This window comes from Mesorhizobium sp. M0051 (genome assembly GCF_040323235.1).
In the GTDB taxonomy this organism is placed as follows: domain Bacteria; phylum Pseudomonadota; class Alphaproteobacteria; order Rhizobiales; family Rhizobiaceae; genus Mesorhizobium.
Genome location: NZ_JAMYUT010000030.1, coordinates 1 through 14,824 on the forward strand (window position 1 = coordinate 1; position 14,824 = coordinate 14,824).

14 protein-coding genes are annotated in these 14,824 nt (G+C 62.4%); 6 read left to right on the forward strand and 8 right to left on the reverse strand.

Features of this window, described 5'->3' with window-relative positions:
* Positions 1 to 145: 145 nt before the first annotated feature.
* Complete coding sequence (locus tag NKJ90_RS25935; protein ID WP_023759048.1) at positions 146 to 499, reverse strand: nuclear transport factor 2 family protein; 354 nt, start codon at positions 497 to 499, stop codon at positions 146 to 148.
* 161 nt (positions 500 to 660) lie between these two features.
* Here NKJ90_RS25935 and NKJ90_RS25940 point away from each other — a divergent pair, with 161 nt between their 5' ends.
* The gene (locus NKJ90_RS25940; protein ID WP_023759047.1) at positions 661 to 1,365 is read left to right on the forward strand and encodes an SOS response-associated peptidase; all 705 of its coding nucleotides are present in this window, start codon (positions 661 to 663) and stop codon (positions 1,363 to 1,365) included.
* Positions 1,366 to 1,829: 464 nt separating this feature from the next.
* On the opposite strand, the gene NKJ90_RS25945 is transcribed toward NKJ90_RS25940, so the two are convergent.
* From NKJ90_RS25945 to NKJ90_RS25970, 6 genes are all read right to left on the reverse strand, one after another.
* The gene (locus tag NKJ90_RS25945; protein WP_023759045.1) at positions 1,830 to 2,915 is read right to left on the reverse strand and encodes an ABC transporter ATP-binding protein; all 1,086 of its coding nucleotides are present in this window, start codon (positions 2,913 to 2,915) and stop codon (positions 1,830 to 1,832) included.
* Positions 2,905 to 3,513 (reverse strand): cupin domain-containing protein, encoded by a 609-nt coding sequence (locus NKJ90_RS25950; RefSeq protein ID WP_023759044.1) that lies wholly within the window; start codon positions 3,511 to 3,513, stop codon positions 2,905 to 2,907. The genes NKJ90_RS25945 and NKJ90_RS25950 overlap by 11 nt, the downstream gene beginning before the upstream one ends.
* A 304-nt stretch (positions 3,514 to 3,817) precedes the next feature.
* Positions 3,818 to 4,927, reverse strand: coding sequence for an ABC transporter substrate-binding protein (locus tag NKJ90_RS25955; RefSeq protein ID WP_023759043.1), 1,110 nt, complete (start codon positions 4,925 to 4,927; stop codon positions 3,818 to 3,820).
* Positions 4,912 to 5,775, reverse strand: a complete 864-nt coding sequence (locus NKJ90_RS25960) for an ABC transporter permease (protein WP_023759042.1) — start codon at positions 5,773 to 5,775, stop codon at positions 4,912 to 4,914. Before NKJ90_RS25960 ends, NKJ90_RS25955 begins: the two co-directional genes overlap by 16 nt.
* Positions 5,772 to 6,656 carry an ABC transporter permease gene (locus NKJ90_RS25965; RefSeq protein ID WP_023759041.1) on the reverse strand — a complete coding sequence of 295 codons (885 nt, stop codon included), beginning with the start codon at positions 6,654 to 6,656 and terminating at the stop codon, positions 5,772 to 5,774. The genes NKJ90_RS25960 and NKJ90_RS25965 overlap by 4 nt, the downstream gene beginning before the upstream one ends.
* 102 nt (positions 6,657 to 6,758) lie before the next feature.
* On the reverse strand, positions 6,759 to 8,042 hold the full coding sequence (locus tag NKJ90_RS25970) for an NAD(P)/FAD-dependent oxidoreductase (RefSeq protein ID WP_023759040.1): 1,284 nt from the start codon (positions 8,040 to 8,042) through the stop codon (positions 6,759 to 6,761).
* Positions 8,043 to 8,258: 216 nt separating this feature from the next.
* On the opposite strand from NKJ90_RS25970, the gene NKJ90_RS25975 reads away from it, so the two are divergent.
* From NKJ90_RS25975 to NKJ90_RS25995, 5 genes are all read left to right on the forward strand, one after another.
* Positions 8,259 to 9,410: a fumarylacetoacetate hydrolase family protein gene (locus NKJ90_RS25975; protein ID WP_023759039.1), complete on the forward strand. Its 1,152-nt coding sequence runs from the start codon at positions 8,259 to 8,261 to the stop codon at positions 9,408 to 9,410.
* Between the two features lie 350 nt (positions 9,411 to 9,760).
* Complete coding sequence (locus tag NKJ90_RS25980) at positions 9,761 to 10,696, forward strand: substrate-binding domain-containing protein (RefSeq protein ID WP_023759038.1); 936 nt, start codon at positions 9,761 to 9,763, stop codon at positions 10,694 to 10,696.
* Between the two features lie 120 nt (positions 10,697 to 10,816).
* Positions 10,817 to 11,803 carry an ABC transporter permease gene (locus NKJ90_RS25985; protein WP_023759037.1) on the forward strand — a complete coding sequence of 329 codons (987 nt, stop codon included), beginning with the start codon at positions 10,817 to 10,819 and terminating at the stop codon, positions 11,801 to 11,803.
* A gap of 3 nt (positions 11,804 to 11,806) precedes the next feature.
* A complete protein-coding gene (locus NKJ90_RS25990; protein WP_023759036.1) occupies positions 11,807 to 12,598 on the forward strand; it encodes an ATP-binding cassette domain-containing protein in 792 nt (263 codons plus the stop codon).
* A 243-nt stretch (positions 12,599 to 12,841) separates the two neighbouring features.
* Positions 12,842 to 13,864, forward strand: coding sequence for a LacI family DNA-binding transcriptional regulator (locus NKJ90_RS25995; RefSeq protein ID WP_023759035.1), 1,023 nt, complete (start codon positions 12,842 to 12,844; stop codon positions 13,862 to 13,864).
* Positions 13,865 to 14,194: 330 nt separating this feature from the next.
* On the opposite strand, the gene NKJ90_RS26000 is transcribed toward NKJ90_RS25995, so the two are convergent.
* On the reverse strand, positions 14,195 to 14,785 hold the full coding sequence (locus NKJ90_RS26000) for a TetR/AcrR family transcriptional regulator (protein ID WP_023759033.1): 591 nt from the start codon (positions 14,783 to 14,785) through the stop codon (positions 14,195 to 14,197).
* Between the last annotated feature and the right edge of the window lie 39 nt (positions 14,786 to 14,824).

Below are 14,824 nucleotides of genomic sequence, written 5' to 3' on the forward strand. Positions count from 1 at the left end.
TTTATTTGTCTGGGCGCTGATATTTTTAAAAAACAAACCTACTCCGCCCCCCCCGCCGCGGGGGCCCCCCCACCCTGTGCCCGCGCCGCCACCCTGATCTCCACCCAACTGCGAAGGGAGCAAGCTCCCTAAAGCCGCTCCGGCCTCAATAGTAGAAGCGCTCTTCGGCAATCTTGCCGTTCTTGACCGTGTACAGGCCAACTTCGTCCATGGTGACACGCTCGCCGGTAGCCTTGGGCGTTATGTCGAACTTGAAGCGCACCGCGAACTGGTCGCCGTTGACATAGGGCCCCTCGACCGAGCCGCCATGCACTTCATTGTTCTCCTGCCACCACTGGCCCTTCTGCCTGAGAGCCTCCTTGCCACGGGCGATGGCCATCGGCCCCTCCATGGCTTCGAGGCTGACGATATCGTCGGCATTGTATTTTTCGGCGGCCGCTTCGTGTTCGCCCTGCTTGAGCAGTTCGGTGAAATCCTTGGCAATTTCCGCGATGGTCATTTGTGTTCCTCCTGTTCCGACGCATTGCAAATAGGGGACAGGTTGCTGGCTTGCCATCGTCTGGCCGGTCGTAGCTGACACGTCATGTCAGGATGATATCGCGGGACCGGATCCCCGCACATTCGGTTGCGGACACGAGCCATTTCCGCGATCCTAGGTAAATGTGCAACCTCTACAACATCACCACAACGCAAGAGGCGGTCCGCCAATGGACACGCACACTGCGCGACGTCATCGGCAACCTTGAACCTTCGGTCGACATCTATCCAAATCAGGCCGGCCCGGTTGTTCGCAATACGCCAGACGGGACGCGTGAGCTGGCGAAACTGCTTTGGGGTTTGCCAACGCCGCCAGAGCGCATGAAAGCTAGGGCCGACTACGGCACCACGAACGTTCGCAATCCGCAATATTCGCACTGGCAACAGTTTGTCGGCGTCGAGCATCGATGCGTCGTGCCCGTGACCAGCTTTGCAGAACCCAGCCCCACACCGAACGACAAGGACCCGGAAACAGGAATCCAGCGCAATTATTGGTTTGCCCGAGACGAAAGCCGACCTTTGTTTTTCTTCGCCGGTTTTTGGACCAGTTGGCATGGCGTGCGGAAAGTCAAGGATGGTCCTGGTGACTTCGAGTTGTATGCCTTCATGACAACCAGGCCTAATGCGCTCATCGCGCCGATCCATGAGAAGGCCATGCCGGTGATCCTGACGACGTCGGAAGAGACCGAGGCCTGGCTGACAGCGCCATGGTCAGAAGCACGGCATTTGCAGCGGACTGCGCTCGACGACGCGTTGGTGATCGTCGAGAAACCAGCCACACAGATCAAGTTCCCGCAGCACGTGCCAGCCCAGGGATCACTTTTCTAAGTTGCAGAATCGCCGTGTCAGCCCCTTCCTCAATCCTCGTCTCGCCACATCACCCGGCGAACCATGCGGACTTCGACAAGGCGTCTGACACGGATTTTCAATCGTTCAGCAGCACTCGGAAGGATGATATCGGCGTCAAGCTCGCGTAGTTTGCAGCGTTCGCACCGCATATGCCGTTCCACATCCCAAAAGGGGATGTCACCGACCAGCTTTGCGAGGTCGCCGGGCAGGTAGTGCCGAGTGATGTTGCAGTTCCGGCATCGGACGCGAACGAGTTGCCCGACGTCGTGCGCCAGGCACAGGGTTTGCACATTTCGGCGCGGTCGGCTGCTAGGTTCCGGCATCGACCAGATTTAGGAATATATTCCATGGCAGTCAAATCATACTTAATTTCATGCGGCCGTGGACTGCTTGTGGCCGCCGAACGGCGCGAACGTGTTGCTCCAGTTGTTACGTCGATGAGCCTAGCCCGGCAGCACGGGGCAGTTGGCGCCACGGCGCAGGCTGATATGCGCAACGTCGCCGACGCTGAACTGAAAACCCTCGGCCTGGCGCGGCGCGTCGATGACAACAGGTGCGCCCTGCCCGAGTTCGGCATGCAGGCGCAGCGTGCGGCCGTGAAAGACGATGCTGTTGACGCGCGCCGGCGCCGTGCCGGCCGCGGCCTCGGTGGCCGCCAGCAGATCCTCTGGCCGCACGCCGACGGTGCGCATGGCCCCTTCAGTGGGAGCCTCGCCGGCCTCGGACATGGCCTCCAGCGGCAGAGCGCCGGCGGCGAAATGCAGGCGATCGCCGTCGCGACCAATGAAACGCGACTGCAGCAGGTTCATCGTGCCGATGAAGCTGGCGACGAATTTGGTGGCTGGCCGGTCGTAGAGTGTGGCCGGCGGTGCGATCTGCTCGATGCGGCCCTTGTTCATGACGACGATGCGGTCCGAGATCGACAGCGCTTCCGTCTGGTCGTGGGTGACCATGACGAAGGTGGTGCCGAGCCGCGACTGCAACCGCTTCAGTTCGACCTGCATCTGCTCACGCAGATGCGCGTCAAGCGCCGACAGCGGCTCGTCGAGCAACAGCACGCGCGGCTCGCAGACGATGGCGCGGGCGAGCGCGACGCGCTGGCGCTGGCCGCCCGACAGTTCGGAGACGCGGGCGCCGATCTTGTCGGCGAGGCCGACCATGTCGAGCGCTTCGCCGACGCGTCTTGCCTGTTGGCTGCCTGAAAGCTTGCGCAGCGACAGGCCGAAGCCGACATTTTCTTCAACGTTCATGTGCGGAAACAGCGCATAATCCTGGAACACGGTGTTGACCGGCCGGTCGTAGGGCCGCAGCGCCGTGATGTCGCGGCCATCGAGCACCACCTTGCCGCTCGACGGGCTTTCGAAGCCGGCGATGACGCGCAGGCTGGTGGTCTTGCCACAGCCGGACGGGCCGAGCAGCGTGATGAACTCGCCGCTGACAATGTCGAGGTCGACGGCGTCAAGCCCGACGATGCCGCCGGGAAAGATCTTTGAGACCGCTTGCAGCCGGACGAGAGAATCAGGCGCCATCGCGAACCTCGGACGGCTTCGTGGTGTTGACCCAGAGGATTTGGCAGCGCTCGGCGCCCGGATTGCGGAAAGCGTGCAAAAGCGTGCTCTTGAAGGCAAAACTGTCGCCCGCCTTCAGCACGTATCTTGTCGCATCCACCACCAGTTCGACCTCGCCCGACAGGACGAAGCCGAACTCATGGCCGGCATGGGCATAGGCCTCGGCTGTGCCGCCGCCGGCTTCCACCGTCACCAGCATGCCGGTCAGCGTCGCGCCAGGCGGCGACAGCAGCGCCTTGGCAATGCCTTCCGACTTGACCGGGATTTGCCGCCGGCTGCCGGCCCGCACACAATAGAGATCGTTGGCGGCATCGTTGCCGTCGGCGATCAGCGCCGACGGCTCGATGTCGAGGGCGGCAGCGAGCGGCCAGATCACCTTGACGCGCAGCGAGGACATGCCGCGCTCGATCTGGCTCAGTGCCCCGATCGACACGCCTGCCCTGGCGGCAAGATCGGCCAGCGACAGCTTGCGCTCGAGCCGCAGCGCCCGCACCCGCCGGCCGACCCGCACATCGGCATCGTCCTTCGGCTTCTCAGCCGCTTCGTCCAGCATGTCCATTCATCCGTCCTCGTTTGCAGTCTCTCTATCGGAGTGCGGCGCAGCGCCGATAAGCTCCCCCTTCTCCCCTTGTGGGGTGAGAAGCGGTTCGCGCAGCGAACGAAAAGCCAATTGCTTGGCTTTTCGAGCTTCGAACGCCCTGAGCCTGCGAAGGGCCGGGCGTGGCTAGTCGATCCACCCTGCCGGGTCCCCGCTGCTTCGCAGCGTCCCGGCGTTCGCCGGCCTTTCATCGTGCCACTGGCACGATGAATTCGCCTACGCGAACCGGCTGCTCACCCCACAAGGGGAGAAGGCGGGCCTCAACTCAGCCGCCGGCCTTCACCTTCTCGAACATCTTGGCCAGCTCGTCATTCTGTTTCATCGGGCCGGTGAAGATGGTGGTCTTCAGCATCACTTCCGGGTCGGATGGCAGTTGCAATTTTTCCAGTTCCTCCTTCGGCACGGTGGCGAAGGCGGAACCCAGCGAGCTGCCATAGCCATAGGACTCGATCAGATATTTGCCGGAATCGGCGTCCAGCCGGCTGTTGATGAAATCATAGGCGAGATCGACATTCTTGGCGTCCTTGAGCATGACGAAACCGCAGGCCCAGGTCAGCATGCCCTCCTTCGGCTTCATGAACTCGACCGGCACGCCCTGCTTCTTCAGCGAGGTGGCCGACGCGTTCCAGGTCATGGCGGCGACCAGCTGACCGCTGGCCAGCGCCTGTTCGACCGAGGTCATGTCGGTTGTGTAGCTGGAAAGCAGCGGGCGTTGCTCGCGCAGCTTCTCGGCGACCTTGTCCATCTCGGCAGGCGTCATGTCGAACGGATTGACGCCGGCCAGAAGTGCGGCAACGATCGGCGTGTCGTGCACCGCGTCGATGGTCGCCATGCGGCCGGCATACTGCTTGTCCCACAGGAGGTTCCAGCTCGCCTCCGGATTCTTCACCAGATCGGTGCGGTAGAGGATCGAGGTGTTGCCCCAGTCCCACGGCACCATCCAGACCTTGCCGTCACCGGCCTGCAGGTCGGGCAGGTTCTTGAACACCGGGAAGATCGAATCCCAGTTCTTGATGCGCTTGGTGTCGATCGGCTGCAGCAGGCCTTCCTTGTTCCAGCGCGCCACCTTGTCATAGCAAGGGTGCGCAATATCGGGGCGGAAGCCGGCCTTGACCTTGGTGAACGCGTCGTCGTCGTCGCCGAAGATCGAGGCCTCGACGCCGTCGGGGTGCGCAACCAGGAAGCTCTTGTTGAAATCGGGCAGCTCGTAGCCCGACCAGGTGAAATATTGCAGCTTGTCGCCAGCGAAAGCGACCGTGGACGACAGCGCCAATGCCAGGGCGGCAAGACCGGCCCGGACAGTCTTTCCAGATATCAGGTCGCCAGATATCAGGTCGCCAGATTTCAGGTCGCTAGATTTCAGGTCGAATGCCATTGCAGTTCTCCTCTCTTGGTTTGTTTTGGTTGCAGTGGAACGGCGGGCGCCGCTGCGGCCAGGCCGCGATGGCGTAGGATTTCGGCTGCTGCCGCGATGACGAAGGACACCGCCAGGATCGACGTGCCCAGCGCCATGACCGTCGGCAGCGATTTGGGGAACCTGAGCTGGCTCCAGATGTAGAGCGGCAGCGTCGGCTCGGTGCCGGCCAGGAAGAAGACGACGATGAATTCGTCGAAGGAGATCAGGAAGGCCAGCATGAAGGCCGAGACGATGGCCGGCAGGCTGAGCGGCAGCATGACTCGCCGGAACGTCGTCCAGTCTGAAGCGCCGAGATCGAGAGCCGCCTCGCGAATGGTTTTCGGGATGGCTGCGAAGCGGCTGCGCATGATCACCACCGTCGTTGGCAGCGCCACCAGGATGTGGCCGAGAACGATGGCAACGCGCGATGGCCCGAGGCCGATGAGGTTGATGAGGATGAGCAGCGATATGCCGACGATGACGCCGGGGATCAGGATCGGCAGTCGGGCAATGCCGCTAATGGTGACGGCCAGCGGCGAGCGGCCATAGAGGTCCATATAGGATACGGTGATGCCGCACAGCGTAGCCCCCGTGGCGGCAATGACGCCGATGACGAGGCTGTTCAGGAGCGCACTGGTCAGTGCCGAATTGCCGAACAAAGTCGCGTACCATTGCAAGGTCAAGCCTTGCAGCGGAAACGCCGCCTGGATCGAGTTGTTGAAGGAAAACAGCGGGATCAGCAACACCGGCAGATAGAGAAAGACCAGGTAGGCGATGACGTAGGCGCCAAGCCAGCGGCCGTCTCGCTGCGTGCGCGTGGTTTTCATGTGCGGCTGCCAAATCTGCGGTCGGCGAAGCGCGCGACCAGCACCACCCAGAGGATGACCAGCATGACGGCGACGGAGAGTGCGGCGCCAAACGGCCAGTCATTGGCCTTGCCGAATTGCGCCTGGATCAGCGTGCCGATCATGGTGCTGGCCGGACCGCCGACGAGGGCCGGCGTGACATAATCGCCAACCGTCGGCACGAAGACGACAAGGGCTGCCGCCAGCACGCCCGGCATCGAATTGGGCAGCACGACACGGCGGAAAGAGGTGAAGGGCCGCGCGCCGAGATCGGAAGCGGCCTCGATCAGCGATTTCGGGATCGTGTCCAGCGCCACATAGATCGGCAGGATGGCGAAGGGCGCATAGGCGTGCGCCAGCGTGACGACGACGGCGGCCGGCGTGTTGAGAAAGGCCAATGTCGGCTCGGACCAGATGCCGCTTTCGATCAGCGCCGAGTTCAGCACGCCATTATAGGCGAGCACGATCTTCCAGGCGAAGACGCGCAAGAGATAGCTGGTCCAGAACGGCAGCGTCACCAGGAACAGCAGCAGGCCGCGCCGCCGGCCGGCATGGAAGGCGAGATAGTAGGCGACGGGATAGGCGGTGACGACGGTGGCCAGCGTGACAAGCGCGGCTATGACCAGCGAGCGCAGTGTCACCGTCCAGTACAACGGATCGGATACGACAGCTGCAAAATTCGCCACGGTGAAACCGGCGCCGAGCAGCGACCCGTCATTGCCGCGGAAGGCGAGGAAAAGCACCAGGCCGAGGGCAAACAGGATCAGCAGGAAGGTGACTAGCGCGCCCGGCAGCAGCATGGCGACCCGGAAGCCCGATGACGACCGGGCCTCTGGCGCTGGTGCTGCAACGATGGTCGACATCGACCTGCCTACCGAAATTTTGAAATTGGCTTAGAGTTTTTCATATTCATGAAACTGTCAAGCGGAATCCCAACCGAACCCCGCTGGAATGAATTGCCGTGGTCAGCGCTCCAGCGCGTCGAGCAGGCGATACCAGGCGATGGTCGCGGCGACGCCGACCTGCCGGAAGGCGTGGAATGGGATCGGCCGGATCGGCGAAAGCGGGAACGGCAATTGCCTCGCATCGCCACTTTGGAGATAGCCAGCGATACGCCCGCCAAGCGCTGTCATCAGTCCGACACCGCGGCCCTGGCAGCCGACCACGGCAAGCAGGCCCTGCTCCGGCTCGTGGATGTGCGGCAGGTGGTCCGGCGTCATCGCCACCCGGCCGAACCAGCGCTTCTCGATAGCGATTTCGGACAGCATGGGGTAGAGCCGCCGCAGCGCCCGCTCAAGATGTGCCCAGTCACTGGTGCTCGTCGGCAAGGCCATGCGGCCACGCCCGCCAAGCACCAGCCGTCCGTCGGCGCTCTTGCGGTAGTAGACGAGAATGCGCCTGGAGTCCGACACCGCCTGCCCCTCAGGCAGGATCGTGGCTGAAAAGTCGGGCGGCAATGGCGCTGTCGCGATCTGGAACGAATGCAACGGCACGATCGTCTCGGCGAGGCCGGGGACCAGACCATCCGTATAGGCATTGGTCGCCAGCACGACCGCTTTTGCCTGCAATTGCACCCCGTTCTCGGTTGAGATCCGCCAAACGCCGGCGCTCTTCTCCAACCGGACCACCTTCTGGTGTTCGGCGATTTTCGCGCCCGCTGCCGCGGCAATTCGTGCCAGTTCCGATGTGTAAGCAAGCGGATCGACGACACCTGCGCGGCGATCGAGCCAGCCGCCGAGATAGCCCTGCGCGCCGGTCATCGCCGTAATCTCCGTCGCGCCCAAAAGCCTGACATCGGCACCGCGCGCCCGCCACTGCCGGTCACGGTTTGCCGCGGCCTTCAGCGCGACCTCGGTGTGCGCCGCCTGGATCCAGCCATTGCGAACGAACGGCACCGCCAATTTTTCGCCGCGGATCAACTCGAAGACGGCATCGGCGGTCGAGGCGGCGAAATCGACGAGAGTTTCGCCGCGCTCCGGGCCAAAATGCGCCAGTAGCCATTCCGGATCATATTTCAGGCCGGGAATGACCTGGCCGCCATTCAGTCCTGATGCACCCTGGCCGATTTCGCCGGCCTCCAGCACCTGCACGGACAGGCCAAGGCGGGCAGCATGCAAGGCAGTCGACAGCCCCATGATCCCACCGCCGACAACCACGATATCGACACGATCACCGCTTGGAAAAAGCGATCGAAACCTGGAATCTGACTGCGGCTTGCGCCAGATGGGATCGGAGAATGGTGCGGACAAAGGGTCACCTGGATGCGTTGTGGATCAGTGAAAATTGTAGTGACGATTTCATATTTTTGAAAGAGCACTTCAGTTGTCGTCTGTGAACCCGACAGATGATCAGAAGCCGGAATCTCGATCGCCAGCGACGGGATAGACCTTTCAAGGGAATCCGGTGAAAGTGCCGCGCCGATCCAGCCAGCCGCATTTGTCGATCATTTCAGAGGACCAAACGCCATGACGAACCAGATGCACCTGCCCACTGAGGGGCTCTTTGTCGGCCGCGCCAGCAGCGCCTCGCATCCGCTGGTGGTCACGGTGCGCGACGGCACGGTCTTCGACATCACGTCGCGCACAGCGCCAACCATGCGCGACCTTTGCGAGATGGCCGATCCGGCAGGGCACGTCCGCTCGGCCAAGGGCAAACCGATCGGGTCGCTCGATGACGTCGCCGCCAACAGTTTTGAAACCAGGCGCGATCCGGCAAAGCCGTATTTGCTCTCCCCAGTCGACCTGCAGGCAGTAAAAGCCTCGGGCGTCACCTTTGTCGTCAGCCTGCTGGAACGGGTGATCGAGGAACAGGCGCGCGGCTCGGCGGAGAAGGCGGACGCCATCCGCGCCGACATCGCCGGACTGATCGGCCACGATCTGTCGAAACTGAAGCCCGGTTCGCCCGAAGCGATGGAGATCAAGGCCAAGCTCATCGCGCGTGGCGCCTGGTCGCAATATCTGGAGGTCGGCATCGGCCCCGATGCCGAGATCTTCACCAAATGCCAGCCGATGGCCTCGGTCGGCTTCGGGGCCGATGTCGGCCTGCATCCCGTGTCGACCTGGAACAATCCGGAGCCCGAGATCGCCATGATCGCCGCCAGCAGCGGCAGGATCGTCGGCGCCACCATCGGCAACGACGTCAATCTGCGTGACGTCGAGGGGCGTTCGGCGCTGCTGCTCGGCAAGGCCAAGGACAACAATGCCTCGGCCGCACTCGGTCCCTTCATCCGCCTGTTCGACGACACCTTCTCGATCGATGACGTCAAGCGCGCGGTCGTGCGCCTCAAGGTCGAGGGCGAGGATGGGTTTTCGCTGGAGGGCGCGAGCTCGATGGCCGAGATCAGCCGCTCGCCGGAAGAGCTGATTGCCGCCGCCATGGGTCCGCACCACCAGTATCCGGACGGGCTGGCGCTCTATCTCGGCACCATGTTCGTGCCGTCGAAGGATCGCGGCGAAAAGGGCAAGGGTTTTACCCACAAGGTCGGCGACATCGTCACCATCTCGTCGGAAAAATTCGGCGCGCTGGTCAACAGGGTGCGGCTATCGCCCGATTGCCCGCACTGGACCTACGGCGCCAGCCGTCTGATGCGGGAACTGGCGAAGGCCGATCTGATCTAGCACCTTTCGACACGCAGCCGTGGGTTCGGTTGTTGACGCTGGTCCGAGGAGTGGCCGCCGGCGTCATCCTCGTCAGTGCTGGTTGCGCTATCGCAGGTCGGGCAAACAGGACGACCCGTTCGGCTCAGTTCGACGCCAGTTATCCGACAGTCTGAAAAATCACATCAACTGATGCGATCTGATGGGAGCGCTGATGGCGCCCCGTCAGGCGCCAACTACATCTGCAGACGGAGGCTTGCCAATCGCCGAAAAAGGGAATGCTCTGACGGCGCTGGCAAAGACGCAATCCGGCGGTCGCCGGAACAAGGGACGGATTGAGAACTGACCATCGACAAACGGGAGGAAATCAAATGCTGACACGGCTAAGACTCGTCCTATACGGCCTATTGGTGGCGCTGACGATTGTTCCGGCAGCGGCACAGGCCAAGACATTCTACTGGATTTCGCATGGCGGCCCGGCCGATCCGGTCTGGACCTACTTCCTGGCCGGCGCCAAGCAATGGGCCAAGGACACCGGCAACACCGTCAACACCTCGTTCCACAATGGCGATGTCGCCTCGCAGCAGGAAGCGGTTCGCGCCGCCCTCTCCGCCAAGGCCGATGGCATCGTCACCACGAGCCCCGATCCGGGCAGCCTGGTAGAGATCGTCAAGGAAGCGCGTGCGGCGAAAGTGCCGATCATCAATTTCAATACGCCGGACCCGAAAGCGGACTTCAACGCTTATGTCGGCGGCGACAACGTCACCTTCGGCAAGCACTGGGCGCAATATCTGGTCGACAAGGGCCTGGTGAAGAAGGGCGACTTCGTCTGGATGCCGGTTGAGGTCCCCGGCGCCACCTATGGCGTCCAGGAAGAAGAAGGCATCAAGAGCGTATTCGGGCCGCTCGGCATCACCTATGAAATCACCGAAGCCACGCTCGACCAGGCTGAAGTGATCAACCGCATGGTCGACTACCTCACAGCCAACAAAGCCAAGGTCAAGGCGATCATCGGCCTCGGCGATCTCGTCACTGGCTCGATCAAGCGGGTGTTCGACCAGGTCGGCATCAAGCCGGGCGAAATCCCGGTCGTCGGCTGGGGCAACTCGCTCGACACCACCCAGGAAGTGCTGAACGGCTACGTCAATGCCGGCCAGTGGCAGGATCCGCAGGCGACCAGCTATGTCGCACTCTCGCTCGCCAATATGGCCGCGAGTGGCATTCCTCCGGGCTTCAACGTCATCACCGGCGCGCTCTACGAGAAGGACACCGCGCAGGTCTACGACAACATCCTGTCCGGCAAGTAACATCCCGTGCCCAAACAGTCGCGATCGCCTCGGTGATCGCGACTGGCTTCCTATTTTCGCCGAGCCGTTCACGCACGGATATGCAAGGCTCAGCCTTTCCACCTATGTCGCGGGTTGCTCGTGGAAAATCGTTCGCTCATCCAACACTTCGTCGCACGGCCAGAATTCGGCCCCTTCGTGCTGCTCGTCGTCGAGATCGCCGTTTTCTGGGGCATCAACCACGACTTCCTGTCGCCGCAGAACATCTCCAACACGCTTGCCTTCACGGTCGAGCTCGGCCTGATCGCGCTGGCGATGACGCTGTTGATGACGTCGGGCGAATTCGACCTCTCGGTCGGTTCGTTGTTCGGTTTCTCGCCGGTGCTGATGTGGACGCTGTTCAACAGCGGCCTGACATCGCTGGAGGTCGGCTTTGTCGCCGCGCTGCTGGTTGCCGGCTTCATCGGGCTGGTCAACGGCTGGTTCGTGACGCAGCTCAAGATCCCGTCCTTCCTGGTGACACTCGGCATGCTTTTGGTGGTACGCGGCACCGCCCTTTTCGTCACCGATGGCTTTCCGCAGCGCACCTGGAGCGCGGAAGGCAGCTGGCTGGCGGAAGCGCTGGTCGGCGATTTCTTCATCGGGCCGTTCCGCATCTACATGTCGCTGTTCTGGTTCATCGCCGCGGCCATCGCGCTCGGCTATGTGCTGACGCAGAGCCGGACCGGCAATTGGATCCAGGCGGCCGGCGGCAATCCCAATGCGGCGCGCGCCCGCGGCGTCAATGTCAGCGGCGTCAAGATCGGCCTGTTCGTGCTGTCGTCGGTCATGGCTTCGCTTGCCGGCGTCATCTCCTCGCTGCGCACCTCGGCTGCCAACCCCAACAGCGGCACCGGCTACGAGCTGGAAGTCATCGCCATGGTGGTGATCGGCGGTACAGCACTCACCGGCGGGCGCGGCACGATCATCGGCACCGTGCTCGGCATCCTGATCCTGCGCGTGATGCGCAACGGCATCGTGCTGATCGGCGTGCCAGGCCTTGCCTACAACATCTTCATCGGCGCGATCATCCTTGGCATGATGGCGCTCCACTCATGGCTGGAACGCCGGCATCAGGCAGGGACTTGAATCATGGCCGAGCCACTGATCCGCATGCAGAACATCCGCAAGTCCTATGGCCGCGTCCAGGCATTGGAGGATGCCAACTTCCATGTCAACGAACGGGAGATCGTCGGCCTGCTCGGCGACAATGGCGCCGGCAAGTCGACGCTGATCAAGGTGCTTTCGGGCGCCGTTCCATTGACCAGTGGCGATATCTTCATCCGCGGCCAGAAGGTGAGCCTGCGCAGCACCAGCGACGCCATCGCCCAGGGCATCGAAACGATCTACCAGGACTCGGCACTGGTCACGCAATTGTCGATCGCCCGCAATCTGTTCCTCGGGCGCGAGCCGCTAAAACCACCGCGCTTCCTCAACCGGATGGACCAGGACGCCATGAACACGGTCGCCCGCGATCTGCTCAAGCAGGTCGGCATCTCCAAGAACATACCGCCGACGACGCCGATCGGCTCGCTGTCGGGCGGCGAGCGCCAGGCGGTGGCGATCGCTCGCGCCATGCATTTCGACAGCGACCTGATTATCCTCGACGAGCCGACCAACAATCTCGGCGTCGCCGAAACACAGGGCGTGCTCAGCTTCGTTCGCAACGCCCGCGATTCCGGTCATTCCTGCATCTTCATCGCGCATAACATCCACCATGTCTTCCAAGTGGTCGACCGCATCGTCGTCATGCGCCGGGGCAAGGTGGTCGCCGACGACATCGACCCCAAGAAGACCAGCGTGTTGGAAGTCGAGCGGATCATCACCGGCATGTCGGACAAGGAAATCCGTGATGCCATTGCCGATGGCAAGCCATCGCACTGACTATCTGTGATGGACGGCAATCATCCGTCACTCAGGTCGCATCGTTCATCTGGCGCGGCCTCGCATCGGCGCATAGGTTGCGGCATGAAAGCCACCGTCTCGTATTTCGCCCGCAATTGCGGGCCGTGGGTTGCGGCATGAAAGCCACCGTTTCGGATCACGCCCGCAATTGCGGGCCGTGGGTTGCGGCATGAAAGCCACCGTTTCGGATCACGCCCGCAATTGCGGGCCGGGGGTTGCGGCATGAAAGCCACCGTCTCGGATATCGCCCGCAATTGCGGGCTGTCTACCGCAACGGTCGACAGGGTGCTCAATAGCCGGCCGGGTGCGAGCGCCGCCAACCGGCAGCGCGTCATGGAGGCGGCCAAGCAGCTCGGCTATCTGCCGGTCGCGGATCAGGTGACGCTGCCCTCGCGGCCCGCGCACCTCGAATTCCTGCTGCCGATCGGCAGCAATGCCTTCATGCGCGATCTTGCCGGCCATATCGAGGATTACGCCGCGCGCCTGCCGCTCGTCGCCTCGTGCCGGATCCACAACCTCGCAGGCATCTCGCCGAACGCGCTGCAGAGTGCCGTCGAAAATCTCTCGCTCAAGGCCAATGGCGTCGGTGTCATCGCCGTCGATCATCCGCGTACGCGCAACATCCTGCGCGACATCGTCGACGCCGGCATGCGCCTGGTGACGCTGGTGTCCGATGTTCCGGCGGCACCGCGCTCGGCCTATGTCGGCATCGACAACCGGGTGGCGGGACGAACGGCGGCGCTGTTGATGGGACGCTTCCTTGGCGGCCGCACCGGCCATCTGGCGATGGTCGTCGGCTCCCGCTCTTATCGCGGCCACGAGGAACGCGAGATGGGTTTCCGATCGGTGCTCAATGAAGAGTTTCCCAACCTGACGGTGAGCAGCGCAGTCGAGATCAACGACGAGCCTGAGATTAGCTATGCCGAAACCATGAAGGCACTGCGCAACGAACCGGAACTGCTGGGCATCTATTGCGTCGGAGCCGGACATTCGGGCGTTGCAAGGGCGATTCGGGAAGCGAGGCCGAACCGCAAACCGGTGTTCATCTGTCACGACCTCACCAAGGACACACGCGGCCATCTGGTCGACGATCTGCTCGATGTCGTCATCGACCAGAATGCCAGGCTGATCGCGGAACAGTCGGTCATTCGCCTGCTCGGCTCGATTGCCTCCTCGGCGCCCTACCTTACCAGGAAGTTCATCGAACCGCGGTTGATCTTCAGGGAAAACATTCCGGTGCAGTGAGGTGGGCGACTTGGCAAGGCACAATCCGGATTTGTACGACAATTGACACGGCAAATCTGCACAGGAGCTATGCAGGATTCATTATTGCCGAATCATTGGGCAAATCGTAGTTTCTGGTTGTCGGCCATCTACTCCTCCCAGATGCGATGCCGACGCTGAATGGGGTGCACCTCCTCCCGCACCACATTCGAAATCGAGCCCGCTGCCACCTCCTCCCGGCAGCGGGCTTTTTTTGTTTGGTCCTTGGAAATTTCCGGTGCAGCCTGCGTTGGGGCGGCGATGATCACCTCGGTCACACGACGGGTAAGACGCCAACAGTCGCGGTGGAGATCAACCGGCGGCGGTGCCCCGGAAGGAAACGATCAACCCTTCGGCCATGCGCACGAACTGCATGCTAGGACCTTCGTTTCCCACGGTCTGCACGCTGACACGCGCGCCCTCGAACAGCAGCGACAGCGTATCGGCGAGCAGTTCGGCCTGACCGATACCCGCATCCCTGCATAGCGTTACAAGGCGCTCACGCTGGGCTTCCTTGAGCTCCTTGATCACCAGCCTGGCCGGATGGTCCGGCTCGGTCAGTTCAGCGGCGGCATTGGCCATGTCGCAGCCACGACCGTCAGCATTGAGCATGGCAGCCGCCTTGCGAACCCAGGCATGCAGCTGGGCAAGCTTGTCACCAGGAAATTCGGCTTCAAATACATCCCACATAGCGCCGGCCTTGGCCGCATTGGCGCGCAGGCATTCGACGATCAGTTCGTCCTTGGATTCGAAGTGACGATAGAGCGTCATCTTGTTCGTGCCGGCAGCTTCGGTGATGGCGTCGACGCCGACGCCCTTGATGCCATGCTTGTGGAACATGTCGCGTGCCGTCTCCAGGATCCGCTCCCGGGGACGAGAGCGCTCCACGACGCCTTCTGTCATCATGATCTCCTTTCGTTTCCAAAAAACCCTCGGCCACCT

Excerpts from the sequence above, each read along its gene's own strand:
- NKJ90_RS25995 (WP_023759035.1), top strand. The coding sequence starts at position 12,842 with ATGAAAGCCACCGTCTCGGATATCGCCCGCAATTGCGGGCTGTCTACC.
- NKJ90_RS25950 (WP_023759044.1), bottom strand. The coding sequence starts at position 3,513 with ATGGACATGCTGGACGAAGCGGCTGAGAAGCCGAAGGACGATGCCGAT.
- NKJ90_RS26000 (WP_023759033.1), bottom strand. The coding sequence starts at position 14,785 with ATGACAGAAGGCGTCGTGGAGCGCTCTCGTCCCCGGGAGCGGATCCTG.
- NKJ90_RS25965 (WP_023759041.1), bottom strand. The coding sequence starts at position 6,656 with ATGTCGACCATCGTTGCAGCACCAGCGCCAGAGGCCCGGTCGTCATCG.
- NKJ90_RS25955 (WP_023759043.1), bottom strand. The coding sequence starts at position 4,927 with ATGGCATTCGACCTGAAATCTAGCGACCTGAAATCTGGCGACCTGATA.
- NKJ90_RS25975 (WP_023759039.1), top strand. The coding sequence starts at position 8,259 with ATGACGAACCAGATGCACCTGCCCACTGAGGGGCTCTTTGTCGGCCGC.
- NKJ90_RS25990 (WP_023759036.1), top strand. The coding sequence starts at position 11,807 with ATGGCCGAGCCACTGATCCGCATGCAGAACATCCGCAAGTCCTATGGC.
- NKJ90_RS25945 (WP_023759045.1), bottom strand. The coding sequence starts at position 2,915 with ATGGCGCCTGATTCTCTCGTCCGGCTGCAAGCGGTCTCAAAGATCTTT.
- NKJ90_RS25935 (WP_023759048.1), bottom strand. The coding sequence starts at position 499 with ATGACCATCGCGGAAATTGCCAAGGATTTCACCGAACTGCTCAAGCAG.
- NKJ90_RS25940 (WP_023759047.1), top strand. The coding sequence starts at position 661 with ATGTGCAACCTCTACAACATCACCACAACGCAAGAGGCGGTCCGCCAA.
- NKJ90_RS25960 (WP_023759042.1), bottom strand. The coding sequence starts at position 5,775 with ATGAAAACCACGCGCACGCAGCGAGACGGCCGCTGGCTTGGCGCCTAC.
- NKJ90_RS25980 (WP_023759038.1), top strand. The coding sequence starts at position 9,761 with ATGCTGACACGGCTAAGACTCGTCCTATACGGCCTATTGGTGGCGCTG.